Genomic DNA, 26,717 nt, shown 5'->3' on the forward strand with positions numbered 1-26,717 from the left:
AGTCCTGACTTAATTATCCACTTAAACAAATAACCCACGCGTGTAGGGATATTCGCCTTTCCTATTAAAATTAGAAATTTCTGTTATTCCTGTTGCCTTACAGACCAATCGCCAGCCATATCGAGAATCGTCCTACGCATCCCGTAAATTTTGCTCAAAGACGCCGGTGGGAAAATTCCCCAAGCACTTCGCGTTGGCGTCAGCGGTTGATCGTGGCACGATGTCGAGGTTATCGACCGAGACCCCCTAACCATGCCGCAATCCCAAGCCAAGAATCTGTCCCTGATCGCCGCCATCGACCTGGGCTCCAACAGCTTTCACATGGTCGTGGCCAAGGCCCAGAACGGCGAAATCCGCATCCTTGAGCGGCTCGGCGAGAAAGTGCAACTGGCCGCCGGGATCGACGACGAACGTCAACTCAATGAAGAATCCATGCAACGCGGGCTCGATTGCCTGAAGCGTTTTGCCCAACTGATCAACGGCATGCCCCCGGGCGCCGTGCGGATCGTCGGCACCAACGCCCTGCGCGAGGCCCGCAACCGTGGCGAATTCATCCGCCGCGCCGAAGAGATCCTCGGGCACCCGGTAGAGGTCATCTCCGGTCGCGAGGAGGCCCGCCTGATCTACCTCGGCGTGTCCCACACCCTGGCCGACACACCGGGCAAGCGCCTGGTCGCCGACATCGGCGGTGGCAGCACCGAATTCATCATTGGCCAGCGCTTCGAACCGCTGCTGCGCGAAAGCCTGCAGATGGGTTGCGTGAGCTACACCCAACGCTATTTCAAGGACGGCAAGATCACCCCGGCCCGCTACGCCCAGGCTTATACGGCGGCGCGGCTGGAGATCATGAGCATCGAGCACGCGCTGCACCGCCTGACGTGGGATGAGGCTATCGGTTCGTCCGGCACCATCCGCGCCATTGGCCTGGCGCTCAAGGCCGGCGGCCACGGCACCGGCGAGGTCAACGCCGAAGGCCTGGCCTGGCTCAAGCGCAAGCTGTTCAAGCTGGGGGATGCCGAAAAAATCGACTTCGAGGGCATCAAGCCTGACCGCCGCACGATTTTCCCGGCGGGCCTGGCGATCCTCGAAGCGATTTTCGATGCCCTCGAACTGCAACGCATGGACCACTGCGACGGCGCCCTGCGTGAAGGCGTGCTCTACGACCTGCTGGGCCGCCATCACCACGAGGACGTCCGGGAGCGCACCCTCAGCTCGTTGATGGAGCGTTACCACGTCGACCTGGAACAGGCGGCGCGGGTTGAGCGCAAGGCGCTGCATGCGTTTGACCAGGTGGCCGAGGATTGGGACCTGGAAGATGGCGTCTGGCGCGAACTCTTGGGCTGGGCGGCCAAGGTGCATGAAGTGGGGCTGGACATCGCCCACTACCATTACCACAAGCACGGCGCCTACCTGATCGAGCACTCGGACCTGGCCGGTTTTTCCCGGGAAGACCAACAGATGCTCGCGTTGCTGGTACGCGGCCACCGTCGCAATATTCCGAAAGACAAGTTTGCCGAGTTCGGCGCCGAGGGCATCAAGCTGATTCGCCTGTGCGCCCTGCTGCGCTTTGCGATCCTGTTCCACCACATCCGTGGTACCCAGGAAATGCCGCAAGTGGTGCTGCGTGCCAATGCCGACAGCCTGGACGTGGTTTTCCCCAAGGACTGGCTGGATGAAAACCAGCTGACCCAGGCGGATTTCGCCCAGGAAGCGGAGTGGCTGACGCGGGTTGGGTTCGCGCTGAACGTTCGCTAAAACGATCTATATAACGCCACAAAACAAATGTGCGGGCCCATGTGGGAGCTGGCAAGCCAGCTCCCACATGGGCCCGCGTATACCTTGCTTAATTCACCGTCAGAATCGGGCTGCCCAGCTTCTCGAGCAATGTCGCCTGGGCGCTGCGCGGGTTCTGGTTGCCGGTCGGCGTGTTGCGCACGTAGCGCCCGTCCGACTGCAGGCTCCAACTGTGAGTGTTGTCGGTGAGATAACTCTCCAGCTCCTTCTTGACCCGCATGATCAGCTTCTTGCCTTCCACCGGGAAGCAAGTCTCCACACGCTTGTCGAGGTTGCGCTCCATCCAGTCGGCACTGGAGAGGAACATTTGCTCCTCGCCACCGTTAAGGAAGTAGAACACCCGGGTGTGCTCCAGGAAGCGCCCGATGATCGAACGCACGTGGATGTTGTGGGAAACCCCGGCGATGCCTGGACGCAGGCAGCACATGCCACGCACCACCAGGTCGATACGTACGCCCGACTGGCTGGCTTTGTACAACGCGCGGATGATCTTCGGATCGGTCAGCGAGTTGAACTTGGCGATGATGTGCGCCGGCTTGCCTTCGAGGGCGAACTGGGTCTCGCGGGCAATCATGTCGAGCATGCCCTTCTTCAGGGTGAACGGCGCATGCAGCAGCTTCTTCATGCGCAACGTCTTGCCCATGCCGATCAACTGACTGAACAACTTGCCGACGTCTTCACACAAGGCGTCGTCGGAGGTCAGCAGGCTGTAGTCGGTGTAGAGCTTGGCGTTGCCGGCGTGGTAGTTACCGGTGCCCAAGTGGGCGTAACGCACGATCTCGCCAGCTTCTCGGCGCAGGATCAGCATCATCTTGGCGTGGGTCTTGAAGCCCACCACACCGTAGATCACCACCGCACCGGCCGCTTGCAGGCGGCTGGCCAGTTGCAGGTTGGATTCTTCGTCGAACCGCGCGCGCAGCTCGATCACCGCGGTGACTTCCTTGCCGTTACGCGCGGCGTCTACCAGCGCATCGACGATTTCCGAGTTGGCACCGGAGCGGTACAGGGTCTGGCGCACGGCCAGCACGTGCGGGTCCTTGGCGGCCTGGCGCAGCAGGTCGACCACCGGAGTGAAGGACTCGAACGGGTGCAGCAACAGGATGTCCTGCTTGCTCACCACACTGAAAATGTTCTCGCTGTTTTGCAGCAGTTTCGGGATCTGCGGGGTGAACGGCTTGTATTGCAGCTCCGGATGGCTGTCCAGGCCGGTGATGCTGAACAGGCGCGTAAGGTTCACCGGGCCATTGACCTGATACAGCTCGCTCTCGCTCAGGTTGAACTGCTTGAGCAAGTAGTCAGACAGGTGTTTCGGGCAGGTGTCCGCCACTTCCAGCCGCACCGCGTCACCGTAGCGACGGGAGAACAGCTCGCCGCGCAGGGCACGGGCCAAGTCTTCGACGTCTTCGGAGTCCAGCGCCAGGTCGGCGTTACGGGTCAGGCGGAACTGGTAGCAGCCCTTGACCTTCATGCCCTGGAACAGGTCATCGGCGTGGGCGTGGATCATCGACGAAAGGAATACATAGTTATCACCAGGCCCCCCCACCTCTTCCGGTACCTTGATGATCCGTGGCAGCAAGCGCGGCGCCGGGATGATCGCCAGGCCCGAGTCGCGACCGAAGGCGTCGATACCTTCCAGCTCGACGATGAAGTTCAGGCTCTTGTTCACCAGCAATGGGAACGGGTGCGTCGGGTCGAGGCCGATCGGGGTGATGATCGGCGAGATCTCGTCGCGGAAGAACCGGCGTACCCAGGTCTTGAGCTTGGTGGTCCAGTAGCGGCGACGGATGAAGCGGACCTGATGTTTTTCCAGTTCCGGCAACAGGATGTCGTTGAGGATCGCGTATTGGCGGTCCACATGGCCGTGCACCAGCTCGCTGATTCGGGCCAGGGCCTGGTGCGGTTGCAGGCCGTCGGCGCCGGCTTGTTCACGGGCGAAGGTGATCTGCTTCTTGAGGCCGGCGACACGAATCTCGAAGAACTCGTCCAGGTTGCTGGAGAAGATCAGCAGGAACTTCAGCCGCTCCAGCAACGGGTAGGACTCATCCAGCGCCTGTTCCAGCACGCGGATGTTGAATTGCAGTTGTGACAGCTCGCGATGGATGTACAGGCTGCTGTCATCCAGGTTGGTAATCGCAACCACCGGCGCCGGTGCGGCGGCTGGCGCTTCCGCTGCCGCAGCAGGTGGCGCCGGCTCCAGCTCCGGCGGGGTCTCGGTGACTTGTTCGACCACCGGGTGAGCGTCTTTTACGGCAACTTCTGTGAGTCCTTCGGTATTCATCGAGTGTTCCTGTGAGGGCTATTGTTGCTCTCTAAGCAATTGGGCGGCGCGGGCGGCGAAGTAAGTCAGGATGCCATCGGCACCCGCGCGTTTAAAGGCAGTCAGGGATTCAAGGATCACCCCTTCACTCAACCAACCATTCTGGATCGCGGCCATGTGCATGGCGTATTCACCGCTGACCTGATAGACAAAGGTCGGCACCTTGAATTCCTCTTTGACCCGATAAAGGATGTCGAGGTACGGCATCCCGGGCTTGACCATGACCATGTCGGCGCCTTCGGCCAGGTCCGCCGCCACTTCGTGCAGGGCTTCGTGGCTGTTGGCCGGGTCCATCTGGTACGAGGCCTTGTTGGCCTTGCCCAGGTTCAGCGCCGAGCCCACTGCATCGCGGAACGGGCCGTAGTAGGCGCTGGCGTACTTGGCCGAGTAGGCCATGATTCGTACATTGACGTGGCCGGCCAGCTCCAGGGCCTCGCGAATCGCCTGGATACGACCGTCCATCATGTCTGACGGTGCCACCACCTGGGCGCCCGCTGCGGCGTGGGACAAGGCCTGCTTGACCAGTGCATCAACGGTGATGTCGTTCTGAACATAGCCTTCTTCGTCGAGAATGCCATCCTGCCCGTGGGTGGTGAACGGGTCCAGGGCCACGTCGGTGATCACCCCCAGTTCCGGAAAGCGTTCGCGCAAGGCACGGGTGGCGCGCTGGGCGATACCGTCCGGGTTCCAGGCTTCGGCGGCGTCCAAAGACTTGAGCTCGGGCGGCGTGACCGGAAACAGCGCCAGCGCCGGAATCCCCAGTTCGACCCAGTTCGCCGCTTCTTCAAGCAGCAAATCAATGGTCAAGCGCTCCACGCCCGGCATCGACGCCACCGCTTCCCGACGATTTTCACCGTCCAGCACAAACACCGGCAGGATCAGATCATTCACCGTCAGGACGTTTTCACGCACCAGACGACGTGAAAAGTCATCACGACGGTTGCGACGCAGACGAGTGGCGGGAAACAGACGGTTGGCGGGGGTAAAGCTCACGGCAGACTCCTGAGCCCGGGTTGACGGGCGAGCGTGACAGTTATAAGCGGCCATTATGACGAAGGAATTACAGTTGTGGTTAGCTCATACGCAGTAAGGCAACCGCCGTGCGACCTGTAGTCGCATTCGTCGTTTATGTAGGAATTGTTCACTTCGTGACACATCTCGATACTTTCATGAATGTTCACGAAGGCGTAGGCTGCGCGTTCATTTCGCCAGCACCCAGACCATGCTTCAACAATTTCTGCATGACTTCGGCTACTTTGCGCTGTTCCTAGGCACCTTCTTCGAAGGCGAAACCATTTTGGTTCTCGCAGGCTTCCTGGCGTTCCGTGGATACATGGATATCAACCTGGTGGTGGTCGTTGCCTTTTTCGGCAGCTACGCCGGCGACCAGTTGTGGTACTTCCTGGGACGCAAGCACGGCCGCAAACTGCTGGCGCGCAAACCGCGCTGGCAATTGCTGGGCGACCGGGCCCTGGAGCATATCCGCAAGCACCCGGACATCTGGGTGCTGAGCTTCCGCTTCGTCTACGGTTTGCGCACGGTGATGCCGGTCGCCATCGGTTTGTCGGGCTACCCGCCGGGCCGCTACCTGTTACTCAACGGGATCGGCGCCGCCGTGTGGGCCGCTGCGCTGGGGGCTGCGGCTTACCATTTCGGCGCGGTACTGGAAGGCATGCTGGGCAGCGTCAAGAAGTATGAGCTGTGGGTGCTGGGCGCACTGCTGGTGCTGGGCCTGGGCTTGTGGCTACGCCGGCGCATCAAGAACGCCCGGCTGACCCGTGAAGCCTGCGCCGCCGAAAAGGTTCGCCTGGCCGCAGGCGAACCGGAAACAACCGAAAAACCTACGACGCCAGTCGAGTAAGCCGGTCTCTGCAACAGTAGAGACCGATGCCACTGAGCAAGCTGTAACTGACCAGGCCCAGCCAGCCTAACGAGCTGGCCGGCCACAGCCCAACCAGCGGCGCCAGCCACACCAGTGGCACATTCAGCGCCAGGCGCACCAGCTCAGCCTTCAGCGCCCACGGGCGATTCTCCAAAGCCACCCCCAGGGTGAACAACCCCAACGCCATCGCGCTCCAGCCCAACACCAGGGCGGCGGTCGGCAAGCCCTCGCCAAAATTCATCAGATAGCTGCCAAACCCCACGTACGCGGCAAATTGCAGGGCAATGTAGATCTGTTGGCGCCCATCCAGCGGCACCTCGAATTTGCGGAACTGGCTCAAATCCGGCTTGGTCATCGGGTACTTCGCCGCCACATCGGCCGGCCGCCAGCCGGTACGCATAAACCAGATACGCAGCTTGTCCCACCCACTTTCGGTGCGCCGCGCATCACTCCACAGTTGCGCATAAAACTGCAGGTTGGCCCACAACGGGTTCCAACTGGCCAATGGCGTGGTCACGCCAAAGATCACCGGTTCGTTATCGTCTTCTTCCTGGAAGGAGCCGAACAGACGGTCCCAAATAATGAACACACCGCCGTAGTTGCGATCCATGTAGAGAGCGTTCTGTGCATGGTGGGCCCGATGATTGGACGGCGTGACGAAGAACCACTCGTACCAGCCGAGCTTCGGCACATGGCGCGTGTGCACCCAGAATTGATACAGCAGGTTGAGGGACGCCACGCTGATAAACACCACCAGCGGCACGCCAAGCACGGCCAGCGGCAGGTAGAAAATCCAGCTCAGCAGAAAGCCGGTGCTGGTCTGGCGCAAGGCGGTGCTGAGGTTGTAGTCCTCGCTCTGGTGATGCACCGAATGGGCGGCCCAGAGGATGTTGCGTTCATGGCCACAGCGATGCAGCCAGTAGTAGCAGAAGTCATAGAACACAAAGGCGAATACCCAGGTCCAGACGCTCTGGGCCGACAGTTCGATGATTGCCAGGTGCTTGAGGGCGAAGGCATAGGTGAGGATGCCCACCCCTTTGGTCAAAAGCCCCGTGGTGGTGGACAACACGCCGGTACTGAGGCTGTTGATGGCGTCGGCCACCCGGTAATTGCGCTGGCCGCGCCGGTAGTCGGCCAGCAGTTCGACCACAATCAAGGCAATGAAAAACGGTACCGCGTAAGGGACGAAGTCCATGGGCAAGTCCGGTCAATTATTGTTACATCTAGAGTAGGTGTAGCGGCTGGATATCCCATTGGCAATGAGTGACAAATGAGTAGACATTTAACGCCATGAATCAGGAGAAATGCCCATGAGCAAAAAGATTGCAGTGATCCTTTCCGGCTGTGGCGTGTACGACGGGGCCGAGATTCATGAAAGCGTGATCACCCTGCTGCGCCTGGACCAGCGCGGCGCCGAGGTGCAGTGCTTTGCACCGGACATTGCCCAGTTGCATGTGATCAACCACCTCACGGGCGAAGAGATGCCCGAGTCGCGCAACGTGCTGGTGGAATCGGCGCGTATCGCCCGGGGCGAGGTGAAGGATATCCGTGACGCCAACGCCGAGGATTTCGACGCGCTGATCGTGCCCGGCGGGTTTGGCGCAGCGAAAAACCTGTCGAACTTTGCCGTGGAAGGCGCCGGCTGCAGCGTCAACCCGCAGGTGCTGGAATTGGCCGAGGCGTTTGCCGAAGCAGGCAAGCCCGTCGGGCTGATCTGCATCTCGCCGGCCCTGGCGGCGAAGATCTATGGCCCGGGCGTGACCTGCACCATCGGCAACGATGCCGACACCGCCGCCGCCATGGACAAGATGGGCGCCACCCACCAGGAATGCGCAGTAGACGACATCGTCGAAGACAAGGCGCGCAAACTGGTGAGCACGCCGGCCTATATGCTGGGCAAGCGCATCAGCGAAGTGGCTTCAGGCATCAACAAGCTGGTGGACCGGGTGCTGGAACTGACTCACGAGAACGATTAGGCCTTCATCAGCCGGGTCAGGATCCGATCCAGCGAGTTGGCAAACGCCTGCTTGTCCTTGTCCCCATGGGGCGGCGGGCCGCCGCCCATCTGCCCCTGTTCCCGCAAATCGGTGAACAGGTTACGCACCGCCAGCCGTTCACTCATGTTCTGCGGGCTGAACTCCTTGCCTCGCGGGTCCAGCGCCGCTACGCCGTTCTTCACCAGGCGGTCGGCCAACGGCACATCGCTGCAGATCACCAGGTCGCCGGGCACCGCGTGCTCCACCAGGTAGTCATCGGCCGCATCCGGGCCGCTGGGCACCACGATCAGCTTCACACACGCGAAGCTCGGCTTGATCTGGCTCTGCCCGGCCACCAGCACCACTTCAAACTGGCGCTTGAGGGCGAACTTCACCACCTGGTCCTTGGCCGCCCGCGGGCAGGCGTCTGCATCGATCCACACGCGCATGGCTAGGCCACCACGCGGCGTTTTTCAGCCAGCCGGCTGCGGCCGTACAGCACCACAATCGCCAGGATCGCCACGGCCTGGGCACCGAGCGAATACGCATCGGCGTGGATACCCAGCCAGTCGAAGTCAAAGAACGCCACCGGCCGGGTACCGAAGATCCCGGCTTCCTGCAACGCCTTGACGCCATGGCCGGCAAACACCACCGACAGCGCGCACAGCAACGCCGCGTTGATGCCAAAGAACAGCGCCAGCGGCAGTTTCGCCGAGCCCCGCAGAATCACCCAGGCCAGGCCCACCAACAGCACCAGCGCCGTGGCACCACCGGCCAATACCGCGTTGTGCCCGGCGGGACCGGCCTGCAACCACAGGGTTTCGTAGAACAGGATCACTTCGAACAGCTCGCGGTACACCGAGAAGAACGCCAGCATGGCAAAGCCGAAACGCCCGCCACCGCCCACCAGGCTGCTCTTGATGTAGTCCTGCCAGGCCGCCGCGTGGCGACGGTCGTGCATCCACACCCCGAGCCACAGCACCATCACGCTGGCAAACAGCGCGGTGCAGCCTTCCAGCAACTCACGCTGGGCGCCGCTGACGTCAATCACATACGCCGCCAACGCCCACGTCGCCAAACCGGCCAACAGCGCCAGGCCCCAGCCGACGTTGACGCTGCGCACCGCCGATTGCTGGCCGGTGTTACGCAGGAACGCGAGGATCGCGGCCAGCACCAGGATCGCTTCCAGGCCTTCGCGCAACAGGATCAGCAAACCGGAGATGTAGCTCAGGGACCAACTCAGGCCATCGCTGCCCAGCAAGCCGGCCGATTCGGTGAGCTTGCCCTTGGCTACGTCCAGGCGCTGCTGCACTTGTTCGATCGGCAAACCGTCCTGCAACGACTGTCGGTAGGCCATCAGGGCCTTTTCGGTGTCCTTGCGTACGTTGGCGTCGACGTTGTCGAGGGAGCTTTCAACCAGCTCGAAACCTTCCAGGTAAGCCGCTACCGAGAGGTCGTAGGCCTGCTCATGCTCGCCATTGCGGAACGCGGCGAGGCTTTTGTCGAGGGTTGCGGCGGTGTAATCGAGCAACTGCGCCGGGCCACGCTTGACCTGCGGCGGTTGCGCACGCTGGGCGCGGAAGGTGGCGACTGCGTCCGGACCTTCGGCGGCCAGCACTTCGTTAGGGGTCTGGCGGGCGAGGTCGGCGAGGTTGAAGGACTTTTCGCTTTTCGCGGCAGCCGGGTCGGCGGTGAAACCTGCGATATAGGTGGCCAGGTCCCAGCGCTGGCGGTCGTCCAGTTGATCGGCGAACGACGGCATGTCGGTGCCTTCGACGCCCAGCCCAAGGGTGTTGTAGATCGCGTAGAGGCTCAAGCGGTCGAGGCGTGCAGCGTCCCGCAGGTTGGCGGGCGGCGGGGTCATGCCGACGCCTGCGGGGCCATCACCGGCGCCGGTGGCGCCGTGGCACACCGAGCAGTTTTGCGCGTACAGCGGTGCGCCACGGGTCGGGTCCGGCGTAATGGCCGGGGCCTGGCTGACTTCATATGCCACCGCCAGCTTGGCGCCCAATTGCCGGGCCTGGTGGGCAACCGCCGCGCCATCCTGATGGGCCGTCACGGCGGCCAGCAATTCATCCACGCCTTTTATCAGCTCGGCTCGCTCGGGTTTTTCCGGTAGCTCAGCCACCAACCCCTGCAAAACCCCAAGAAATTCCACCTGTTCGCGGTATTCCGAATCATCGATGACCTTGCCCGCCTCCACCGTCGGCGGGTAGTCCGCGCCGATGTAGTCCAGTAAATGCAGGGCCTGGGGGGCACCCTCGGCAGTTGCAGCCAGCAGGTTGACGCTGCACGACATCAACGCCGGCAGTACCAGCCAGGCAAGAAAGCGGGAAGGGGCAATCATGAATGAATCTCAAATGGAAATACGAAGTAACACATTGTCAAACCTTAAGCCGTTTGACTCAAGGCGTTAGTGATTTTGTGTAGGCGCGGGTAGTGGCATCTTCATTGAAATATGGATCCAAAAGGCCATTGTTTTGCCAGTAATGCAGCTTATAATGCCGCGCCTTCGTTATTGCGAAATGGCATTTTCGCTCCTCTTTTTATGAGGAATTGACAGGATAGCGACGCTTTCCTGCCATTGGTGATTCGGCCCGACCAGCACATTCGGCCGATTACGTTCAGGGAAGAAGCTCTTCGATGGCATCTCGCGCCTTTACTTCGCTCGCGCTCGCGGCGGTCACGTTGTTGTCCGGTTGTTCGATGTTTCGCAGCTACGACACCGAGCTGCAAGCCACCAACCAGCAGTTGGCCACCGGCAATGTCGATGGCGCGTTGACCCTGCTTGAGAAGAACAACACCGGCGACGACAAAGACCTTCTCTACTACTTCGAAAAGGGTGAGTTGCTGCGGGCCAAGGGCGACCTGACCGGCAGCCAGGTCGCCTGGCGCAGTGCCGACCTGCAAGTCTACAAGTGGGAAGAGTCGGTCAAGTTCGACACCGACAAGTACCTCGCGCAGTTCGGCGCCTTCCTGGTCAATGACAAGGTCCGCCGCTACGAAGGCTACGACTACGAAAAAGTCATGCTCACCACCCAGATGGCCCTGAACCTGCTGGCGTTGAATGACTTCGACGGTGCCCGCACCGAGATCAAGAAAACCCACGAACGCGAGGCGGTGATCGCCGACCTGCGGGACAAGGAATACCTCAAGAGCGAAAACGAAGCCGAGCGCCAGGGCATCGCGACCCAGTTCAAGGACCTGCGCGGCTACCCGGTGGAAAGCCTCAATGCCCCGGAAGTGGTGGGCCTGAAGAACAGCTATCAGAGTGCGTTCAGCCATTACCTGGCCGGTTTCGTCTACGAAGCCCTGGGGGAAAAAGACCTGGCCGCGCCGGGTTATCGCAAGGCGGCCGAACTGCGCCCCAATACACCGCTGCTGGAACAGGCCCTGCTCGACCTGGATAAATCCAAAGTCAGCGCCGATGAGACCGACGTGCTGATCGTGGTGCAAAGCGGCCTGGCCCCAGCCCGCGACTCGATTCGCCTGCCGTTGCCGATCCCCATCGACGGCCACCTGGTGATCACCCCGCTGTCGTTCCCGGTGATCAAGCCCGACACCTCCACCGCGACCTTCGCCCAGATCGGTGTCGACGGCCAGCAGCAGAACCTCACCGCCCTCAACAGCATCACTGCCATGTCTCGCCGCGCCCTGCGGGATGACATGCCGGGCATCATCCTGCGCACCACCGTGCGCGCCGTCACTCGCGGTATCACCCAGAACAACCTGAACAAGACCAACCCGATGGCCGGCCTGGTACTGGGTATCGCCTCGGCCGTCACCGAAGGCGCCGACACCCGCACCTGGCGCACCCTGCCGGACATGACCCAGGTGACGCGCCTGCGCCTCAAGCACGGCGAGCACCAGGTCAGCCTGCCCAACGCCCTGGGCGGCACGCTGGTGACGGTCAAGGCCGACCAGCGCTATCAGGTGATCACTCTGCGCGTGGTCGGCAACCAGGTATTCGCCGGCGGTCTTGCGGCCCACGTGGTGCAGAGCAACCCGCCGCAAGCCGTCGCCACTCTCAAACAACCTTAAGGAGCACGCTATGCGTCACTTCATCCTCGGCGCCCTGGCGCTGATCCTGCTGGCCGGCTGCGCCACCCCGCCACCACCGGAACCCGGCAGCGCCGCGAGCAAAATCGTGGTGATGGGCAAGTTCAAGGGCATTGCCGTCGGCGCCATCCGCGTCGCCCGGGAAAACGGTTTCCTGACCGCCAAGGTGCAGTTGAGCAACATCACCAGCAGCAACCAGATGATGTATTACCGCTTCGCCTGGTTGGGGGCCGACGGTTTCCCGGTGGGCGATGAAGAGACCTGGAAGGTGCTGAACCTCTACGCCAACCAGGCGACCTTCCTGCCAGCCATCGCCAACCTGCCCCAGGCGGCGGACTTCCGTCTTGAAGTCAAAACCCCTTAAGCCGTCCACCCTTCTTGAGAGATTTCCCCATGTTTGCACGCTTTTCGTTCCTCGCCGTGGTGGCCGTCCTGGCCAGTGGCTGCGCCAACACATCGCCGGTACTGGGCGGTAAAAACATCAGCTACGGCGACACCAAGGCCGTGGAACTGGTGACCAACGAGTTCGGCTCCACCGACCTGCAGATGATCGCCGAAAGCATGACCCGCTCCCTGGCCCAGTCCGGCATCCTGCAAGGCCGCCCGGTGGTGCAGGTGTATGACGTGAAGAACAAGACCAGCGAGTACATCGACACCCGCGAGATCACCACGTCGATCAAGACCCAGCTGATGAAGACCGGCACCGCCCGCTTCGCCAGCGACAACACCGACATGCAAAGCCAGGTCGACCAGTTGAAGTTGCAGAACCAGAGCGGCCTGTACAAGAAGTCCACCGTCAGCAAGACCGGCAACATGGTCGCCGCCAAGTACCGCCTGGAAGGCTCCATCAGCTCCATCGTCAAGCGCAGCTCGGACTACAAGGACGTGTTCTACAAGTTCAGCCTGCAACTGGTGGATGTTGAAAGCGGCCTGGCCGAGTGGATGGACGAAAAAGAAATCCGCAAGACCACGGAGCGCTAAGCAATGCGTGCATGGATCGGCATGATCGGCCTGCTGTGCGCCTTTGGCGCCTCGGCCGCACCGAAGATCGCGGTGACCGACCTGGCCTACGAGGCCAGGGTGGAGGAGTACATCCACCAGGTCGCCGCCAGCAACAACTTCCAGGCCAGCGCCTACAACGCCAGCGGCGGTTCGAGCTATAGCGAGTATGAGAGCCGTACCAGCTACATCGAGCAGACCGAACTGCGCAAGTTCAGCGGCGACATCAAGGGTGAAATCCTCAAGTTGCGGCAGTTCCAGCTGGTGCAGGGCACGCCTTACACCGCCGACGCCAAGGGCGACGTATATGACGTGATCAAGCGGATCAAGGCCGGCAACTTCAAGGGCGCGGACTACGTGCTGTTCGGCACCTTGTCGGACATCGACTTCACCCAGGATGTGAATGCGCTGGACCACACCAACAGCTATTCGGCGGTGCTGGGCCTGACGCTGGTGGCGGATTTCAGCCTGATCAACACCCGCACCTTTGAAATCACCTCCGCGTTTACCGCCATGGGCGAAGGCCAGGACACCAAGCTGGTGAACAACCGTGACGTGCGCGTGAGCCTGAACCGGCCGCGTGTGGTGCGGGAAGTGTCGAAGGCGTTGGGCGAGGATGTGGCGCGGCAGTTGGCCGAACAACTCGGCGGTGGTTATCAGGAAGCACCTGGGCAGCCTGCATTGCGCAATAACCTGCCACGGGATGAAGCGCCGAAGATCTTGCGCTGATTACTGCAAGTACAAGCAACACAAAACCAATGTGGGAGCTGGCTTGCCTGCGATGCAGACGCCTCGGTGTATCAGTTACACCAGGGTGATGCTATCGCAGGCAAGCCAGCTCCCACATTTTTGATCCGGTTTCGCCAGTTACGCCGTTGCGCGATGCAGGCTGGCAAGAAAACCTGCCGCCCCAACGAACAACCCGGCAAACGTGCGGTTCATGCGCTTCTGCTGCTTCGGTGTGCGCAGCAACCGCAACACTTTCGAGGCCAGCCCGGTGTAGCCGGCCATCACGATCATGTCCACGCAGATCATCGTCGCGCCCAGGATCAGGTATTGATTCAGCAGCGGCGCCTGTGGGTTCACGAACTGCGGCAGCACCGCCAGCATGAACACCAGGGCCTTGGGGTTGCTGGCGTTGACGAGGAACCCGCGGAACATCATCGCCATCGGCTTGCCGATCGGGCGGATCGCCGCGTCATCGCTCAGGTCGGTGGGCAGTGCGCGCCATTGCTTGATGGCGAGGTACACCAGGTACGCCACGCCAAACCATTTGATCGCATAAAACGCGGTAGAGGATGCGGCGAGAATCGCCCCCAGGCCACCGGCGACCACGGCAATCTGCATCGCCAGGCCCAATTGCAGGCCAAGGGCGTTCCAGTAGCCGCGCAGGAAACCGTACTGCAGGCCGCTGGACATCGACGCAATGGCGCCGGCGCCAGGAGAGAGACTGATGATCCAACTGGCCAGGAAAAAGGCCAGCCATGTGTCGAGTGCCATTACACACCTCAGAGCTGAGTTTGCTGAATGTTTCTAAACTAACGCTGCTGCCCGAGAAATGGCTACAAAAATTTTGGTCTGGGCCTGGGTGGTGAGGGAGTTTGCTGTGGCCACAGAGCTTACTGTGGCGAGGGAGCTTGCTGTGGCGAGGGAGCTTGCTCCCGCTGGGCTGCGTAGCGGCCCCAAAATCTTGGGAGCGCTGCGCACTCCAGCGGGAGCAAGCTCCCTCGCCACAGCAGCCCCCTCACCACATCAGCCCCCTCGCCACAGCAGCTCCCTCGCCACAGGTTAAGGCAGCACGTCACTGCCGCGCCAGCGGCGCACCGAGCGCTGGAAAAACAGGCTGTTGGGCACTTGCACCATGACGCTGCCCGTCCCGGCCTCTTCCACTTCGATCAGCGTGGTGTAGAGCAGGTTGATTGCCACCACCCGGCCTTTGACGCCAGGCTTGTCGACGGTGTCCACCAGCTCGACCACGTCGCCAAGGCGGAACGGTCCCACGGTGAAAATCAGGATGGCGCACAGCAGGTTGGACAACACCGACCACATGGCGAAGAACGCCACCGCCGCCACCGCCACGAAACCCGACAACGCCGTCCACAGCACCGTGGCGGACACGCCCAGGCGCTCCAGCACGAATATCAGCGCGCTGCCCATGATCAGCCAGCGCAGGCCGCCGCGCAGGGGCATCAGCAACTGCGGCGGGAACGGATAACGCTCCCCCAGGCGGTTCAGGCATTTGGCGACGAAACGCTGGGTGAAGTAGCCGGCCAGCAGGATCAGCAGAATTTGTACGGCCACCCAGATCGGCGCGACCCATTGTGCCGGCAGCGGCAGTTGCAGCGCTTCCATCAGGACAGCGCCTCCAGCTCCGCTTGCAAGGATTCCAGCAGTTCGAGGGCTTCCATCCAGGTCTCCTCCAACTGCGCTTCACGCACCTTGAGTTTGGCCTGTTCGGCCAGCAGGTCGCGCAACTCATCCTTGCGGGCCGGCTCGTACACGGCGCTGTCACCGAGGCTGGTTTCGATCTTCGCCAGCTTCTCGTGGATTTTGCCCAGCTCGGCTTCCAGTTTGTCGGCTTCGCGCTTGTGGGGTGCAAGCTGCTGCCGCAAGGCAGCGGCGGCCTGGCGCTGGGCCTTCTTGTCGGTCTTGTCCGGGTTGACCGGCGTGTTGCTGACCGGCGCGTTGCGCAGGCGGTAGTCCGAGAGCCAACGGGCGTAGTCTTCCAGGTCGCCGTCGAATTCCTCGACCTTGCCGTCAGCCACCAGCAGGAAGTTATCCGTGGTGCTCTTGAGCAGGTGCCGATCGTGAGACACCACCAACACCGCGCCGCTGAACTCCTGCAGGGCCATGGTCAGCGCCAGGCGCATTTCCAGGTCCAGGTGGTTGGTGGGTTCATCGAGCAGCAGCAGGTTTGGCCGGTCCCAGGCGATCAACGCCAGGGCCAGGCGGGCCTTTTCGCCACCGGAGAAGTTCAGCACCGGCTCGTCGATGCGCGCACCACGGAAGTCGAAACCACCGAGGAAGTCCCGCAGGGTCTGTTCGCGTTCGGTCGGCGCCAAGCGCTGCAAGTGCAGCAGCGGGCTGGCCTTGGCGTCGAGGGAGTCGAGCTGATGCTGGGCGAAGTAGCCCACCACCAGGTTCTCACCGCGCACCAGGCGACCGGCCAACGGCTGCAATTCGCCCGAGAGGTTTTTGATCAGGGTCGACTTGCCCGCACCGTTGGGGCCGAGCAGGCCGATCCGCGCGCCTGGGGTAAGCTGCAACTTGACCTTCTCGAGGATGGTCTTGTCGCCATAACCCAGGCGGGCGTCGGACAGGTCCAGCAACGGGCTGGAGATTTTCACCGACTCGCGGAACACAAAGTCGAACGGTGAATCGACGTGGGCCGCCGACAGTTCTTCCATGCGCTCCAGGGCCTTGATCCGGCTCTGGGCCTGACGGGCCTTGGTGGCCTGGGCCTTGAACCGGGCGATGTAGCTTTCCATGTGCGCACGTTGCGCCTGCTGCTTCTCGTAGGCCTGCTGTTGCTGGGCCATGCGTTCGGCACGGGCGCGTTCGAAGGCGCTGTAGCCGCCGCGGTACAGGGTGATTTTCTTCTGGTCGACGTGGGCAATGTTGTCCACCACGGCGTCGAGGAAATCCCGGTCGTGAGAAATCAGCAGCAAGGTGCCCGGGTAGCTCTTCAGGAAGTCTTCCAGCCACAGGATCGCATCGAGGTCCAGGTGGTTGGTCGGTTCATCGAGCAGCAACAGGTCCGAGGGGCACATCAGTGCCTGGGCCAGGTTGAGGCGCATGCGCCAGCCACCCGAGAAGTCGGCGACCGGGCGGTCCATCTGTTCGTTGGTAAAGCCCAGGCCGGCAAGCATCTTGCGGGCACGGGCGTCGGCGGTGTAGCCGTCGGCACTGTCCAGTTCCGAGTGCAGGCGGGCCTGTGCGGCGCCGTCCTGGGCTTTCTCGGCCTCGGCGAGGTCGTGTTGCACCTGGCGCAGGCGCAGGTCGCCATCGAGCACGTAGTCGATCGCAATGCGGTCGAGGGTGTCGATCTCCTGGCGCATATGGGCGATGCGCCAGTCGGCCGGGAGCAGACAATCCCCGGAGTCGGGCGTCAGCTCACCCAGCAGCAAGGCGAACAACGTGGATTTGCCGGCGCCATTGGCACCGATCAGGCCGGCTTTGTGACCGGCGTGCAGGGTCAGCTCGGCGTCTTCGAGAAGACGTTGCGGGCCACGCTGTAATGTTAGGCTTTGAAGTCGGATCATAATGGCGGCGGAGTCTACCAGCTTCGTTGGCCGCTGGCTTGGGTGTGAATATGTGCGCTGACCTGTGGAGCTTTGCCCTCTCGACTTACGCCCGCCCGGGCGTCGAGGACGCTTGCCTGCGCTTGCAGGCGCAAGGGGCTGATGTGTGCCTGGTGTTGTGCGGGTTGTGGCTGGAGCAGCGCGGTGTGGCGGCGCAACCGTCGCGTTTGCAGGCATTGCGGCAGATGGCCGGGCCGTGGCAGGCCGAGGTGGTTGAACCGCTGCGGTACGTACGCACGCAATGGCGGCCCCTGGCGCAGCACGATGCTGAACTGGGCGCGTTACGGGAGCGGGTCAAGGCACTGGAGCTGGAAGCCGAGCGCTTGCTGTTATTGCGACTGGAAGGTGTGGCGCAGGATTGGCCGATGGCCGAGGTGAAAGATCAAGCATGGCTTGAAGGACTGGCGGCCGAAGCCGCCAACCTTGACCACGACGCGCTGCATCAGCTGCGCGCCGCGGCTACCGGCACTTAGGAAGCGCTGGTTGGAGTGACGCTTGGCGCTGCCGGTGCAGGCGTGCTGCTGGCCGGTGCGGCAGGTGCTGCAGTGCTGGCAGCAGGCGCGGCTGCAGTTGCAGGCTTGGCAGCTGGAGTTGCTGGTTTGGCCGGTGCAGGCTTGGCGGCTGCTGGTTTTGCGGCTGGCTTGACGGCTGGTTTCGCAGCAGCAGGTTTTGCGGCAGCTGGCTTGGCGGCCGGCTTGGCAGCAGCTGGTTTAGCGGCAGCCGGCTTAGCGACCGGCTTGGCAGCAGTTGGTTTGGCAGCAGCTGGCTTCGCGGCTGGTTTCGCAGCAGCAGGTTTAGCCGCCGGCTTGGCAGCTGGTTTTGCAGCAGCAGTTTTAGCAGCTGGCTTCGCGGCCGGTTTGGCAGCAGCAGTTTTAGCAGCTGGCTTCGCGGCCGGTTTGGCAGCAGCAGTTTTAGCAGCCGGCTTGGCAGCTGGTTTTGCAGCAGCGGTTTTAGCAGCTGGCTTGGCGGCCGGTTTGGCAGCAGCGGTTTTAGCGGCTGGCTTGGCAGCTGGTTTGGCAGCAGCAGTTTTAGCAGCTGGCTTGGCGGCCGGTTTCGCAGCAGCAGTTTTAGCGGCTGGCTTGGCAGCCGGTTTCGCAGCAGCAGTTTTAGCAGCTGGCTTGGCGGCCGGTTTCGCAGCAGCAGTTTTAGCAGCTGGCTTGGCGGCCGGTTTGGCAGCAGCAGTTTTAGCGGCTGGCTTGGCAGCCGGTTTCGCAGCAGCAGTTTTAGCAGCCGGTTTAGCCGGTGCTTTTACCGCAGGCTTGGTCGCAGCTTTTGCAGGTGCCTTGGCGGCGACTGCTTTGCTGGCAGGCTTTTTCGCCGCGCTGGCTGCAACGGCTTTGGCCGGAGCACGGGTGCTCAGCACTTTGCCGACAGCTTCCTTCACACGACCAATGCCCTGAGCCAGTTTCAGGCTCTCGGAAGCATCACGCTTGAGTTGGGAAATGTAGGTGCGGGTTTCGGATTGACGATCCTTGAGGGCGTCGAGCAGGTCCTCAAGTTCTTTGACGGCGTCCTTGGCTTTGGCTTGTGCCTTGGCTTTGCCAGCGGTTGCTGCGCCTTGCAGTTTGGTACGGGATTTGTGCAGTTTTTCCTGAGCTTTGCCGCGTTGTTTTTCAAGCTTGGCGAGCAACTTCTCAGCATCAGCCAAGGCTTGTGAACAGGCGCTTTCCAAATGCTCGAGCAGGCTGCCCGAAAGTTGTTGGAGCAAATGCAACGGGGTATTTACAGGCTTCTGTTTGGCCGACATGGTTTACCTCCTGGCTGACGTGGGTGCGGCTCATACTAGCCCTCTGCTCTTACCGCCGCTAGGGCATGTTGACAGTATCGAATGGCTTGCGTTGCACCGCACGAAAATTCTTATCGATATAACGAAAATCCACGCCACTTTTTAAGCATTCACACTGGCATAATCCATCGCACTTTCGGCTGGAGAACGCCCATGTCGCGTTACCTTTTTTTAGTGTTGAGCGTGGCGCTTTCAGCGGCCAACGCGAGCGAGAAATCCCCGTCCAAAGATGACCACGACCTGGCCTACAGCCTGGGCGCAAGCCTGGGTGAACGCCTGCGCCAGGAGATGCCGGGCCTGCAGATGGAGGCGCTGATCGACGGACTCAAACAGGCCTACCAAGGCAAGCCACTGGCCTTGGACGACACCCGCATCGAACAGATCCTCGCCCAGCACGAAGCGCAAAACGCGCCAGACAATCGGGCGCCACAAAGTGAACAGGCACTCGCGGCAGAGCAACAATTTTTGGCGAGCGAGAAATCCAAAACTGGTGTGCGCGAATTGGCAGACGGCATCCTGCTGACCGAACTGACCCCCGGCAGCGGAAAAAAACCGGCGGCCGATGATCGCGTGCAAGTGAATTACGTGGGGCGATTACCCGACGGGACCGTCTTCGACAAGAGCACGCAGCCGCAGTGGTTTCGTCTGGACAGTGTGATCAGCGGCTGGCGCAGTGCGTTGCAACAGATGCCGGTGGGCGCGAAATGGCGCCTGGTGATTCCATCCAACCAGGCCTATGGCGCTGATGGTGCCGGCGAGTTGATCCCGCCTTATACGCCACTGGTATTCGAGATCGAGTTGCTCGCCGCGGGCGCCTGAGCCCAAACGAAAAACGGTGCGCAATGCGCACCGTTTTTTTGTTGCGACGAGTCAGGCCTTGGCCGTCAACTCTTCCTTGTGAGCGTTGTGCAGCACTTCGATCAGGCAGTCTTCCAACTCGAAACGCTCGTGAAGCAAACCGCCCAGCTCTTTGAATTTTTCTGCAACACACTTGCCGGCATCACACAGGTCGTTGAACGCCAGCAGCTTCTCGGTGATGACGTCGATGCGCGGGTAAATCGTCTCGGCCAAGTCCAGGCCACGTTGATCGTCGAAGGCCTCGGCCTCTTTGGTCAACTGCTCGTAGACACCGAAGTGCCCCGCCGAGACGTAATCCACCAAGACGCCGCAGAATTCCTGCAATGGCTTGCGGTTCTCGCTTAGCGCTTCGGGCTTGGCACCGAGAGCATCAAAGGCCCGAACCAGTTCGTGACGCGCTTTCAACCAACCATCGATCAGTTTGTGCACCCCACCCCAGCGTTCCTGAGCATTCTGACAACTTTCCAGCATGATGATCTCTCTTCCCTATAGGGGCGCCGCCCGCTGCCCGCGCAACACTTCAAGGTTAAAGCGGCCACCGGGCAAAGGTGCATCGAACAGTCTGTTTCAATAACGCGTGCGGGCCAGATTATGCCCGCACGACTATGGCATCAAGGTACGCAGGAGAGAAAGTTCATACAAGTGTTTAATCCCTTCCTACAACCCGCGGGCACCGGTCAGTGCCGCGCAAGGCCAAAACGCTGGCTCAGCAGCAACCGCGAGAACTGCGTCACGCCAAGGATCAGCATGGCCACGAAGAACAGCAGGCTCCACTCGGGAATACTCAAGTCGAACAGCGTCCAGTTGATTTCCACACAGTCGACGGTGCCCTTGAACACGAGCGCCAACGCCTCCCGCAGCGACAGGTTTTCGATCATGTATTGGAGGCTGGGCCAACAGGTCGGTAGCTGTTCCGGCGGCGTATTTTGCAACAGCACCTGGCGTACGGCAGTGATGGCGCCCAATACGGCACAGCCCATGCTCGCCAGCCAATACAGGTAGATCCCGAACCGCCTGGGCCCGTGAATTGCCGCCACCAGGTTGATCAGTGTGAAGGCTGCCACAAGAACTCGTTGCACCTGGCAAAGGAAACAAGGACGCAAAAGCGCGGCATATTCCAGGTAAAAGGACGCGCCCAGCGTCAGCGCACCAGCCAAAAAAGCCAGGAGGAAGAGGGAGCGTGAGGGGGCCAAAGACATTGTTTATCCGCAACGCAAGAGATAGGTAGTTACGGTAGAGGAAAGGCCTTACCCCTTTCAATACGCGCCAGAGCAGACGATTCCGCGAGAGCGTAGGGATATCCCGCCAAAAGCAGAGTGATTAAACGCGCGTCTGTGTAGGAGTTTACTACAAGCCGTATTGACTACAGCTAGTGGGTGGCATCGAAGGGTTGGCCGCCAGACATTTCTGAGCCAACCCTAACGCTGTTTCCTACGTCAAACCCGGGCCGGTACCGGCAGCGGGGATGCCAGCAAACGCTTGTCCAGCAAGCCCAGACCTTCCTGGAACAATTGGTTGCTGCGCTCGGTATCGCCCAACTGCGCCAACAGGCGCGCCAGTTCGGCGCAAGCTTCAGGGTTGCGCTGCACCTGCAGGCTGCTTTCCAGGTAGTCCCGCGCCTTGCCCCACAAGCTGTTTTGCAGGCACAGGCGCCCGAGGGTCAGCAACAGGCTGGCATCGCCTGGGTGATCCTTTAGCCAGCCTTCGGCAAACTTCAACTGCTTCGCCGAGTCGCTGCCACGCAGCAAACCGTAGAGCCTGATCAGATGGCTGTCGTATTCGCGCTTGAGCGCACCGCGCAACACTTCTTCGGCCTTGGCGTCTGCGCCCAATTGGCGCAGTTGTTCGGCGTAAGCCAGCACCAGTTGTGGCTCCTGGCGCTGGGCGGAAGTCAGTTGTTGCCACGCTCGCTCGAGAGACTGCTGGCCCGCCTCGCCCAGCTCTTCGCGCTGGGCAGCCAGGGTCAGGTTCTCGCCCCAGGCGCGACGCTCCAGGTCGGCCAGCTCGGTAGGTGGCAGCACCTTGTCCTTGCGCAGTTCCGGCAACAGCCGGATCACCGAAGACCAATCACCGCGCTGTTGATACAGGCGCTGCAGCTGACGCAGTACCTGAGCGTTATGGGGGTGACGCTCATGCATGGCCTGCAAGGTGACCAGGGCACCGTCAGTGTCGCCACGGTCCATCTGCAACTGCGCATGACTCAAGGCCACCGCCAGTTCGGCCTGGGGCTGTCGTTCAAGGGCACGCTCCAGCAAGCCGTCCGCTTCCTCATAACGCCCTTGCTCGTTGGCTGCGCGGGCAGCGCCGAGGTAATACAGCAATGGCTGGCGTTCGGCTTCGGCAGCACGGTGCAAGTGACGCTCGGCACTGGCCCAACGCCCTTCGGCGAGGTCCATCTGGCCCTGCTCAATGGCGACCTGGACCCGGCGGCTGCGGTTGCGTCGCGACCACGGATTGACCACGCCACCGGAGGTCAGCACCAGGCCCAGCAGCACCCGGACCAAATAGATCACCAGGCCGATGGCAAACAGCGCCACCAGCGTCGACCACAGCCCGGACTCGTAATGCAGCACATGGGGATAGGTAATCAACACGTAGCCGGTGTGTTTCGAAATGCCCACAGCCAGTGCCAGGGCGATCGCAATCGCCAGCACCAGGATCACATAGAAACGCTTCATCGGCTTTACTCCTGGGTCGCCGGTTTGCCAGCGGAAGCCTTGGCTTCTTCGGCAGACAGGTGGCGACGGTCAAGGTAAGCCTGCACGGCGGCCAGGCTCGCGGCCAGGTCCGGCGTCACCACCGAGACGGCCTTGGGCTCGAGCTCGGCAATACGGGCCAGCATGGCTTTGCTTTGCGGGTTGTCCTGATTGAAGTTGTCCTGCAACACGCTGCGGGCCTCGCCCAGGGATCGGCTGTACACCGCCGGCTCGCCGTTGAGTGCCGCCCACTGCGCCTGCTCCAGCGCCAGGCTCAGGGCCAGGCGCACCTGGTTCAGGCCTTGACCTGCCAACAGAGGGCGAATGTTGTCATCCGGGTTGAAGTCGATGCGGAAATACCGCGAGATCTGCTCCCACCACTGGCTCCAGCGGCTGTCCGTATCGGTGGTCGGGCGACCCTCATTGGCGGCTTCCGGGAGTTGATATTCCGGGGCGATGGCCGCCAGTTGCACCACCTGATCGCGCAATGCCGCCAGTTGCAGATACAGCCCGGTGCGGTCCGGCTGCTCAAGGCTGCGCAAGGCAGCGAGGCTCTTGGCCAACTGCTCACGCGCGGCGTAGGAGCCCGGGTCGCTTTGTTCGCGAAGGATCTCGTCGGCGCCCTGGACCAGCGCCTGCGCACTGTTGATGTCCTGCAAGGCAGACAGACGCAGGCTGGCCAGGCGAATCAGGTGCTCGGCCTCGGCCAGGCGCCAGTCCTGGCGGCTGGCACCCAGCACGGTTTCCAGGCGCTGGCTCAAGCGCTGTTGATCGCCCTGCAATTGCGCCACCAGCCGGCGGCGCTCTTCCAGTTCATCAGCGCCTGGCAGTTGCCCCAAGCGTGCCGACAACTGCTGCTGGCTCTGCTTGAGGCTCTGGGATTGGTCATCCAGGGTTTGCACTTGGCCCAGCTGTTGCTGGCTGCTCGCCTGCAGTGCGCGGACCTGCCAGATCCCCCAGCCACCGGCGGCAACGCCAGCAGCACCGAGCAACAAGGCCACGATGGCCAGGCCGTTGCCACGGCGCGGAGCGGTGGTGACCGGTGTCTCAACAGGCGCTTCAAGCACGGGCTGAGCTTCATCTTTAGGCAAGGCTGTTTCGCTCACGTATCCATCCTTTGCGTATTAGAGAGTGGGAACGGAAACGCTCCGTAACGCCACTAACAAAGCCGCGGCACTCGCGCCACGACAATCCACAACTTCTTGCGCGCCAGCGGCACGCGCCATTTCGGCAACTCGCGGGCTGGGCACGAACAACGGCAGCCGGGCCACCTGGGGCCACTCTGTGCCAGCCAGGGCCTGCAGGTGTAAAAAACCCTGCCCACTGCTGACCACCACGCCGTTCAAGCGTTCCACGTTTATGCGCCGGGTCAGGGTTGCACTGTCGTAATCCGGCAGGAAACGGCGATACAACTCCAGATAGTCGACACTAGCACCTTGCTCGCGTAAACGCTCAGCCAGCAGCTCGCGCCCGCCCTCGCCCCGCAGGATCAGCACCCGGGCAGCGGGCCGTGCGATAGCCTCGCGCAAGGCGGCCAGTTCAAGCAAGGCTTCGCTGTCATCGCCGTCCTGGGGATAGCTGACATCAAGGCCGTGATCCGCCAGGACCTGCGCCGTGGCAGCGCCGACGCTGAACCACGGTACGGCCGGTGGCTGCGGCCAGTGTTGAGCCAGCAACTGCACGCCGAGGCGCGCCGCCGGCTTGCTCACCACGATCACCGCGCAATAACGGTCCAGCTCGCGAAAAACCGCCTGCTGTTCAGGCGTGACGGGCAGCGCTTCAATCTCCAGCAATGGCAGGCTGCTGCTGAAGATGCCTGCTTCGGATAACGTCGCCGCCAAGGCGGCCGACTCATCGCCAGGCCGCGTCAGCAGCACACGCCATTGCGTCACTGCGGACCGGCCTCGCCGTACACGGCTTGCAGGATGGCACCGGCGCCTTTTTCCAGCAGTTCTTCGGCGACTTTGATACCGAGGCTGGTCGCCTCGCTTTGCGGCCCGCGAATCTCTGCGGTGAGCAGCAGCCCGCCACTCGGGTCACCCACCAGGCCACGTAGCCAGAGGTTCTCGCCCTCAAGCACCGCGTAGCAGGCGATCGGCACCTGGCAGCCACCGTTGAGGTGCTTGTTAAGGGCACGTTCGGCGGTGACGCGAACTTCAGTGTCGTGGTGATCCAGGGGCTTGAGCAGCGCATGGATTTCGCTGTCGGCGGTGCGACATTCGATACCTACGGCACCCTGCCCGCCAGCCGGCAAGCTGTCTTCGACACTGATGGCCGAGGTGATGCGGTCTTCGAAGCCCAGGCGAATCAGACCAGCTGCCGCGAGGATGATCGCGTCATATTCGCCGGCGTCGAGCTTGGCCAGGCGGGTATTGACGTTGCCCCGCAGGAAGCGGATCTGCAGGTCCGGGCGACGGGTCAGCAACTGTGCCTGGCGACGCAGGCTGGAGGTGCCGACGACGCTGCCCAGGGGCAATTCATCAAGGGAGGCGTAGGTATTGGAAACGAAGGCGTCACGCGGGTCTTCGCGCTCGCAGATGCAAAAAAGGCCCAGGCCTTCAGGGAAGTCCATGGGCACGTCTTTCATCGAATGCACGGCGATGTCGGCTTCGTTCTCCAGCAGCGCGGTTTCCAGTTCCTTGACGAACAGACCCTTGCCGCCGATTTTCGACAATGGCGAATCAAGCAGCTTGTCGCCGCGACTGACCATGGGCACCAGGGACACCTTGAGGCCGGGATGGGCCTGCTCAAGGCGTGCTTTGACGTACTCGGCCTGCCATAAGGCCAGGGCGCTTTTACGGGTGGCGATGCGGATTTCGCGAGAGGACATGGATCAATCCGTACTGAATAGATACGGCAGATAATAACAGCTCAGGCAAAGGCGCTTTGATTTGAATCAGCAAGTGCGGGGCCTCCCTGGCCGCGTCGCACCGGGATATGGGCGGTGAAGCTCGCCTCAGCCCTCGGGCTAAAGCTGCTGCATCATCTTGCGCACACCGGCGACATGGCGCCGGCTGACGATCAGGGCGTCGCCATTGAGGCCTTTCAGGAACAGCTGAAAGTGCCCAAGCGGCGTGCGCTGCAAGCGCTCGATACGCTCGCGGGCCACCAGCGCGTTGCGGTGGATGCGCACAAAGCGGTCGCCGAATTCGTCTTCCAGGGCCTTGAGCGGCTCATCGAGCAGCACTTCACCGGCCTCGTGACGCAAGGTCACGTACTTGTGATCGGCGATGAAATAGACCACCTGGTCTAAAGGAATCAGCTCGATGCCCTTACGGGTGCGGGCGCTGATATGACTGCGCGGGCCGTTGCCGCCCTGGGCTGCGGGCTGGGTCAAGGCGGCGAGCTGGACACGGTTGGGACGCTCGGCCTTCTTCAAGGCACGAAGCAGTGCATCGGCATTGATCGGCTTGACCAGGAAGCTGACGCCGCTGGCATCCAGGGCCTCGGAAGAGAACTCATCCTGGGAGGCGCACAGCACCACCGAAGGCGGCGACTCTCGCTCGCTCAGGCGGGCAGCTACCTGCAAGCCATCAAGGCCCGGCATGTGGATGTCGAGCAAAACGACATCCGGCTTGAGGCTGTCAATAAGGGCCAAGGCTTCCTCGCCACTGGTGGCGCTCGGCTCAAGGACACTGTAACCCTCGAGTTCACTGACCAAACGGCTCAGTCGCTCGCGGGCTTGGGGTTCGTCATCAACGATCAGGACATTCATATTGCGCTGGATTCCTGCGTGAGTCTCGCACAAGGATAGCGTAGACAGGTGCGGTGACTTCCGTCACGGCGATCCACGCTAAGACTAGCGCGAGCGGCAAAAAGTGCCCCGAGAGTGGCACCAATATTTACCCGGACCTGTTCAATCGCGCCCAAAGCCTGCTGCCTTCGGGCATCGTCGTAGGGTTTGCTGATACACAATACGAACACCCCCTCTCTAATGGATAGCCTGGAGTTCGACCTCATCGCCCGGCATTGGTGCAATGCACCTTCTGTCAGCGCGATGCTCTATCAGTGCAACTGTAGACGCTCGCGAAGACGATATTGCTCAATCG

The 26,717-nt window shown here is 61.8% G+C and carries 24 protein-coding genes and 1 pseudogene; 9 read left to right on the forward strand and 16 right to left on the reverse strand.

What is annotated here, in order from left to right; all coding sequences use genetic code 11:
* The first annotated feature begins 252 nt into the window (after window positions 1–252).
* Window positions 253–1,755: an exopolyphosphatase gene (ppx, locus tag V3W39_RS08815; RefSeq protein WP_177043771.1), complete on the forward strand. Its 1,503-nt coding sequence runs from the start codon at window positions 253–255 to the stop codon at window positions 1,753–1,755.
* A gap of 88 nt (window positions 1,756–1,843) precedes the next feature.
* On the opposite strand, the gene ppk1 is transcribed toward ppx, so the two are convergent.
* Together ppk1 and hemB are read right to left on the reverse strand one after the other, a co-directional pair.
* On the reverse strand, window positions 1,844–4,072 hold the full coding sequence (ppk1, locus tag V3W39_RS08820) for a polyphosphate kinase 1 (RefSeq protein ID WP_177043770.1): 2,229 nt from the start codon (window positions 4,070–4,072) through the stop codon (window positions 1,844–1,846).
* An 18-nt stretch (window positions 4,073–4,090) separates the two neighbouring features.
* Complete coding sequence (gene hemB, locus V3W39_RS08825; protein WP_177043769.1) at window positions 4,091–5,104, reverse strand: porphobilinogen synthase; 1,014 nt, start codon at window positions 5,102–5,104, stop codon at window positions 4,091–4,093.
* Window positions 5,105–5,333: 229 nt separating this feature from the next.
* Between hemB and V3W39_RS08830 the strand changes: the two genes are divergently transcribed.
* Window positions 5,334–5,972, forward strand: a complete 639-nt coding sequence (locus V3W39_RS08830) for a DedA family protein (RefSeq protein WP_177043768.1) — start codon at window positions 5,334–5,336, stop codon at window positions 5,970–5,972.
* Here the strand turns inward: V3W39_RS08830 and V3W39_RS08835 are convergent.
* Entirely contained in the window at window positions 5,953–7,188 is a 1,236-nt protein-coding gene (locus V3W39_RS08835; RefSeq protein ID WP_177043767.1) for a sterol desaturase family protein, read from the reverse strand. The genes V3W39_RS08830 and V3W39_RS08835 overlap by 20 nt on opposite strands.
* A 115-nt stretch (window positions 7,189–7,303) precedes the next feature.
* Here V3W39_RS08835 and elbB point away from each other — a divergent pair, with 115 nt between their 5' ends.
* The gene (gene elbB / locus V3W39_RS08840) at window positions 7,304–7,969 is read left to right on the forward strand and encodes an isoprenoid biosynthesis glyoxalase ElbB (protein ID WP_177043766.1); all 666 of its coding nucleotides are present in this window, start codon (window positions 7,304–7,306) and stop codon (window positions 7,967–7,969) included.
* Here elbB and V3W39_RS08845 read toward each other — a convergent pair.
* Together V3W39_RS08845 and V3W39_RS08850 are read right to left on the reverse strand one after the other, a co-directional pair.
* A complete protein-coding gene (locus V3W39_RS08845; RefSeq protein WP_177043765.1) occupies window positions 7,966–8,418 on the reverse strand; it encodes a YaiI/YqxD family protein in 453 nt (150 codons plus the stop codon). The two genes, elbB and V3W39_RS08845, sit on opposite strands and share 4 nt — an antisense overlap.
* Before the next feature lie 2 nt (window positions 8,419–8,420).
* Window positions 8,421–10,316, reverse strand: a complete 1,896-nt coding sequence (locus tag V3W39_RS08850) for an FTR1 family protein (RefSeq protein ID WP_177079187.1) — start codon at window positions 10,314–10,316, stop codon at window positions 8,421–8,423.
* 296 nt (window positions 10,317–10,612) lie between these two features.
* Between V3W39_RS08850 and V3W39_RS08855 the strand changes: the two genes are divergently transcribed.
* The 4 genes from V3W39_RS08855 to V3W39_RS08870 are packed head-to-tail and all read left to right on the forward strand — an operon-like array spanning window position 10,613 to window position 13,756.
* Entirely contained in the window at window positions 10,613–12,010 is a 1,398-nt protein-coding gene (locus V3W39_RS08855) for a COG3014 family protein (RefSeq protein ID WP_177119994.1), read from the forward strand.
* Between the two features lie 10 nt (window positions 12,011–12,020).
* Complete coding sequence (locus tag V3W39_RS08860) at window positions 12,021–12,392, forward strand: YcfL family protein (RefSeq protein ID WP_003214024.1); 372 nt, start codon at window positions 12,021–12,023, stop codon at window positions 12,390–12,392.
* A gap of 29 nt (window positions 12,393–12,421) precedes the next feature.
* Window positions 12,422–13,009, forward strand: a complete 588-nt coding sequence (lpoB, locus tag V3W39_RS08865; RefSeq protein WP_010167979.1) for a penicillin-binding protein activator LpoB — start codon at window positions 12,422–12,424, stop codon at window positions 13,007–13,009.
* A 3-nt stretch (window positions 13,010–13,012) separates the two neighbouring features.
* Window positions 13,013–13,756, forward strand: coding sequence for a penicillin-binding protein activator LpoB (locus V3W39_RS08870; protein WP_259195505.1), 744 nt, complete (start codon window positions 13,013–13,015; stop codon window positions 13,754–13,756).
* A gap of 138 nt (window positions 13,757–13,894) precedes the next feature.
* On the opposite strand, the gene V3W39_RS08875 is transcribed toward V3W39_RS08870, so the two are convergent.
* The 3 genes from V3W39_RS08875 to V3W39_RS08885 all read right to left on the reverse strand — a co-directional run bounded on the left by V3W39_RS08875 (window position 13,895) and on the right by V3W39_RS08885 (window position 17,289).
* On the reverse strand, window positions 13,895–14,527 hold the full coding sequence (locus V3W39_RS08875) for a LysE family transporter (RefSeq protein ID WP_003208844.1): 633 nt from the start codon (window positions 14,525–14,527) through the stop codon (window positions 13,895–13,897).
* A gap of 288 nt (window positions 14,528–14,815) precedes the next feature.
* A complete protein-coding gene (locus V3W39_RS08880; protein WP_177043761.1) occupies window positions 14,816–15,379 on the reverse strand; it encodes a mechanosensitive ion channel family protein in 564 nt (187 codons plus the stop codon).
* Entirely contained in the window at window positions 15,379–17,289 is a 1,911-nt protein-coding gene (locus V3W39_RS08885; RefSeq protein WP_177043760.1) for an ATP-binding cassette domain-containing protein, read from the reverse strand. Before V3W39_RS08885 ends, V3W39_RS08880 begins: the two co-directional genes overlap by 1 nt.
* 50 nt (window positions 17,290–17,339) lie before the next feature.
* Here V3W39_RS08885 and V3W39_RS08890 point away from each other — a divergent pair, with 50 nt between their 5' ends.
* Window positions 17,340–17,801, forward strand: a complete 462-nt coding sequence (locus tag V3W39_RS08890) for a TIGR02444 family protein (RefSeq protein WP_330212508.1) — start codon at window positions 17,340–17,342, stop codon at window positions 17,799–17,801.
* A 278-nt stretch (window positions 17,802–18,079) separates the two neighbouring features.
* On the opposite strand, the pseudogene V3W39_RS08895 reads toward V3W39_RS08890, so the two are convergent.
* Window positions 18,080–19,075 (reverse strand): annotated as a pseudogene (locus V3W39_RS08895) (AlgP family protein); the annotation flags it as partial.
* A 192-nt stretch (window positions 19,076–19,267) separates the two neighbouring features.
* Here V3W39_RS08895 and V3W39_RS08900 point away from each other — a divergent pair.
* A complete protein-coding gene (locus tag V3W39_RS08900) occupies window positions 19,268–19,933 on the forward strand; it encodes an FKBP-type peptidyl-prolyl cis-trans isomerase (protein WP_177043757.1) in 666 nt (221 codons plus the stop codon).
* Between the two features lie 51 nt (window positions 19,934–19,984).
* Here V3W39_RS08900 and V3W39_RS08905 read toward each other — a convergent pair whose 3' ends face one another.
* The 7 genes from V3W39_RS08905 to V3W39_RS08935 all read right to left on the reverse strand — a co-directional run bounded on the left by V3W39_RS08905 (window position 19,985) and on the right by V3W39_RS08935 (window position 26,383).
* Window positions 19,985–20,443 carry an Rsd/AlgQ family anti-sigma factor gene (locus V3W39_RS08905; protein ID WP_008439329.1) on the reverse strand — a complete coding sequence of 153 codons (459 nt, stop codon included), beginning with the start codon at window positions 20,441–20,443 and terminating at the stop codon, window positions 19,985–19,987.
* A gap of 206 nt (window positions 20,444–20,649) precedes the next feature.
* On the reverse strand, window positions 20,650–21,171 hold the full coding sequence (locus V3W39_RS08910; RefSeq protein ID WP_177043756.1) for a disulfide bond formation protein B: 522 nt from the start codon (window positions 21,169–21,171) through the stop codon (window positions 20,650–20,652).
* A 237-nt stretch (window positions 21,172–21,408) separates the two neighbouring features.
* A complete protein-coding gene (locus tag V3W39_RS08915; protein WP_177128888.1) occupies window positions 21,409–22,650 on the reverse strand; it encodes a heme biosynthesis protein HemY in 1,242 nt (413 codons plus the stop codon).
* A 5-nt stretch (window positions 22,651–22,655) separates the two neighbouring features.
* Complete coding sequence (locus tag V3W39_RS08920; RefSeq protein ID WP_177043754.1) at window positions 22,656–23,774, reverse strand: uroporphyrinogen-III C-methyltransferase; 1,119 nt, start codon at window positions 23,772–23,774, stop codon at window positions 22,656–22,658.
* An 18-nt stretch (window positions 23,775–23,792) separates the two neighbouring features.
* Entirely contained in the window at window positions 23,793–24,560 is a 768-nt protein-coding gene (locus tag V3W39_RS08925) for a uroporphyrinogen-III synthase (RefSeq protein ID WP_177043753.1), read from the reverse strand.
* On the reverse strand, window positions 24,557–25,498 hold the full coding sequence (gene hemC, locus V3W39_RS08930; protein WP_177043752.1) for a hydroxymethylbilane synthase: 942 nt from the start codon (window positions 25,496–25,498) through the stop codon (window positions 24,557–24,559). Before hemC ends, V3W39_RS08925 begins: the two co-directional genes overlap by 4 nt.
* A 138-nt stretch (window positions 25,499–25,636) precedes the next feature.
* Entirely contained in the window at window positions 25,637–26,383 is a 747-nt protein-coding gene (locus V3W39_RS08935; RefSeq protein ID WP_259195498.1) for a LytR/AlgR family response regulator transcription factor, read from the reverse strand.
* Between the last annotated feature and the right edge of the window lie 334 nt (window positions 26,384–26,717).

It is taken from the genome of Pseudomonas sp. Z18(2022) (assembly GCF_036346535.1).
GTDB classification, from domain to species: Bacteria; Pseudomonadota; Gammaproteobacteria; order Pseudomonadales; family Pseudomonadaceae; genus Aquipseudomonas; species Aquipseudomonas yamanorum_A.

Bases quoted from the DNA above. Each gene is read 5' to 3' on its own strand.
- ppx (WP_177043771.1), top strand. From the start codon at position 253: ATGCCGCAATCCCAAGCCAAGAATCTGTCCCTGATCGCCGCCATCGAC.
- ppk1 (WP_177043770.1), bottom strand. From the start codon at position 4,072: ATGAATACCGAAGGACTCACAGAAGTTGCCGTAAAAGACGCTCACCCG.
- V3W39_RS08830 (WP_177043768.1), top strand. From the start codon at position 5,334: ATGCTTCAACAATTTCTGCATGACTTCGGCTACTTTGCGCTGTTCCTA.
- V3W39_RS08835 (WP_177043767.1), bottom strand. From the start codon at position 7,188: ATGGACTTCGTCCCTTACGCGGTACCGTTTTTCATTGCCTTGATTGTG.
- elbB (WP_177043766.1), top strand. From the start codon at position 7,304: ATGAGCAAAAAGATTGCAGTGATCCTTTCCGGCTGTGGCGTGTACGAC.
- V3W39_RS08845 (WP_177043765.1), bottom strand. From the start codon at position 8,418: ATGCGCGTGTGGATCGATGCAGACGCCTGCCCGCGGGCGGCCAAGGAC.
- V3W39_RS08850 (WP_177079187.1), bottom strand. From the start codon at position 10,316: ATGATTGCCCCTTCCCGCTTTCTTGCCTGGCTGGTACTGCCGGCGTTG.
- V3W39_RS08855 (WP_177119994.1), top strand. From the start codon at position 10,613: ATGGCATCTCGCGCCTTTACTTCGCTCGCGCTCGCGGCGGTCACGTTG.
- V3W39_RS08860 (WP_003214024.1), top strand. From the start codon at position 12,021: ATGCGTCACTTCATCCTCGGCGCCCTGGCGCTGATCCTGCTGGCCGGC.
- lpoB (WP_010167979.1), top strand. From the start codon at position 12,422: ATGTTTGCACGCTTTTCGTTCCTCGCCGTGGTGGCCGTCCTGGCCAGT.
- V3W39_RS08870 (WP_259195505.1), top strand. From the start codon at position 13,013: ATGCGTGCATGGATCGGCATGATCGGCCTGCTGTGCGCCTTTGGCGCC.
- V3W39_RS08875 (WP_003208844.1), bottom strand. From the start codon at position 14,527: ATGGCACTCGACACATGGCTGGCCTTTTTCCTGGCCAGTTGGATCATC.
- V3W39_RS08880 (WP_177043761.1), bottom strand. From the start codon at position 15,379: ATGGAAGCGCTGCAACTGCCGCTGCCGGCACAATGGGTCGCGCCGATC.
- V3W39_RS08885 (WP_177043760.1), bottom strand. From the start codon at position 17,289: ATGATCCGACTTCAAAGCCTAACATTACAGCGTGGCCCGCAACGTCTT.
- V3W39_RS08890 (WP_330212508.1), top strand. From the start codon at position 17,340: ATGTGCGCTGACCTGTGGAGCTTTGCCCTCTCGACTTACGCCCGCCCG.
- V3W39_RS08900 (WP_177043757.1), top strand. From the start codon at position 19,268: ATGTCGCGTTACCTTTTTTTAGTGTTGAGCGTGGCGCTTTCAGCGGCC.
- V3W39_RS08905 (WP_008439329.1), bottom strand. From the start codon at position 20,443: ATGCTGGAAAGTTGTCAGAATGCTCAGGAACGCTGGGGTGGGGTGCAC.
- V3W39_RS08910 (WP_177043756.1), bottom strand. From the start codon at position 21,171: ATGTCTTTGGCCCCCTCACGCTCCCTCTTCCTCCTGGCTTTTTTGGCT.
- V3W39_RS08915 (WP_177128888.1), bottom strand. From the start codon at position 22,650: ATGAAGCGTTTCTATGTGATCCTGGTGCTGGCGATTGCGATCGCCCTG.
- hemC (WP_177043752.1), bottom strand. From the start codon at position 25,498: ATGTCCTCTCGCGAAATCCGCATCGCCACCCGTAAAAGCGCCCTGGCC.
- V3W39_RS08935 (WP_259195498.1), bottom strand. From the start codon at position 26,383: ATGAATGTCCTGATCGTTGATGACGAACCCCAAGCCCGCGAGCGACTG.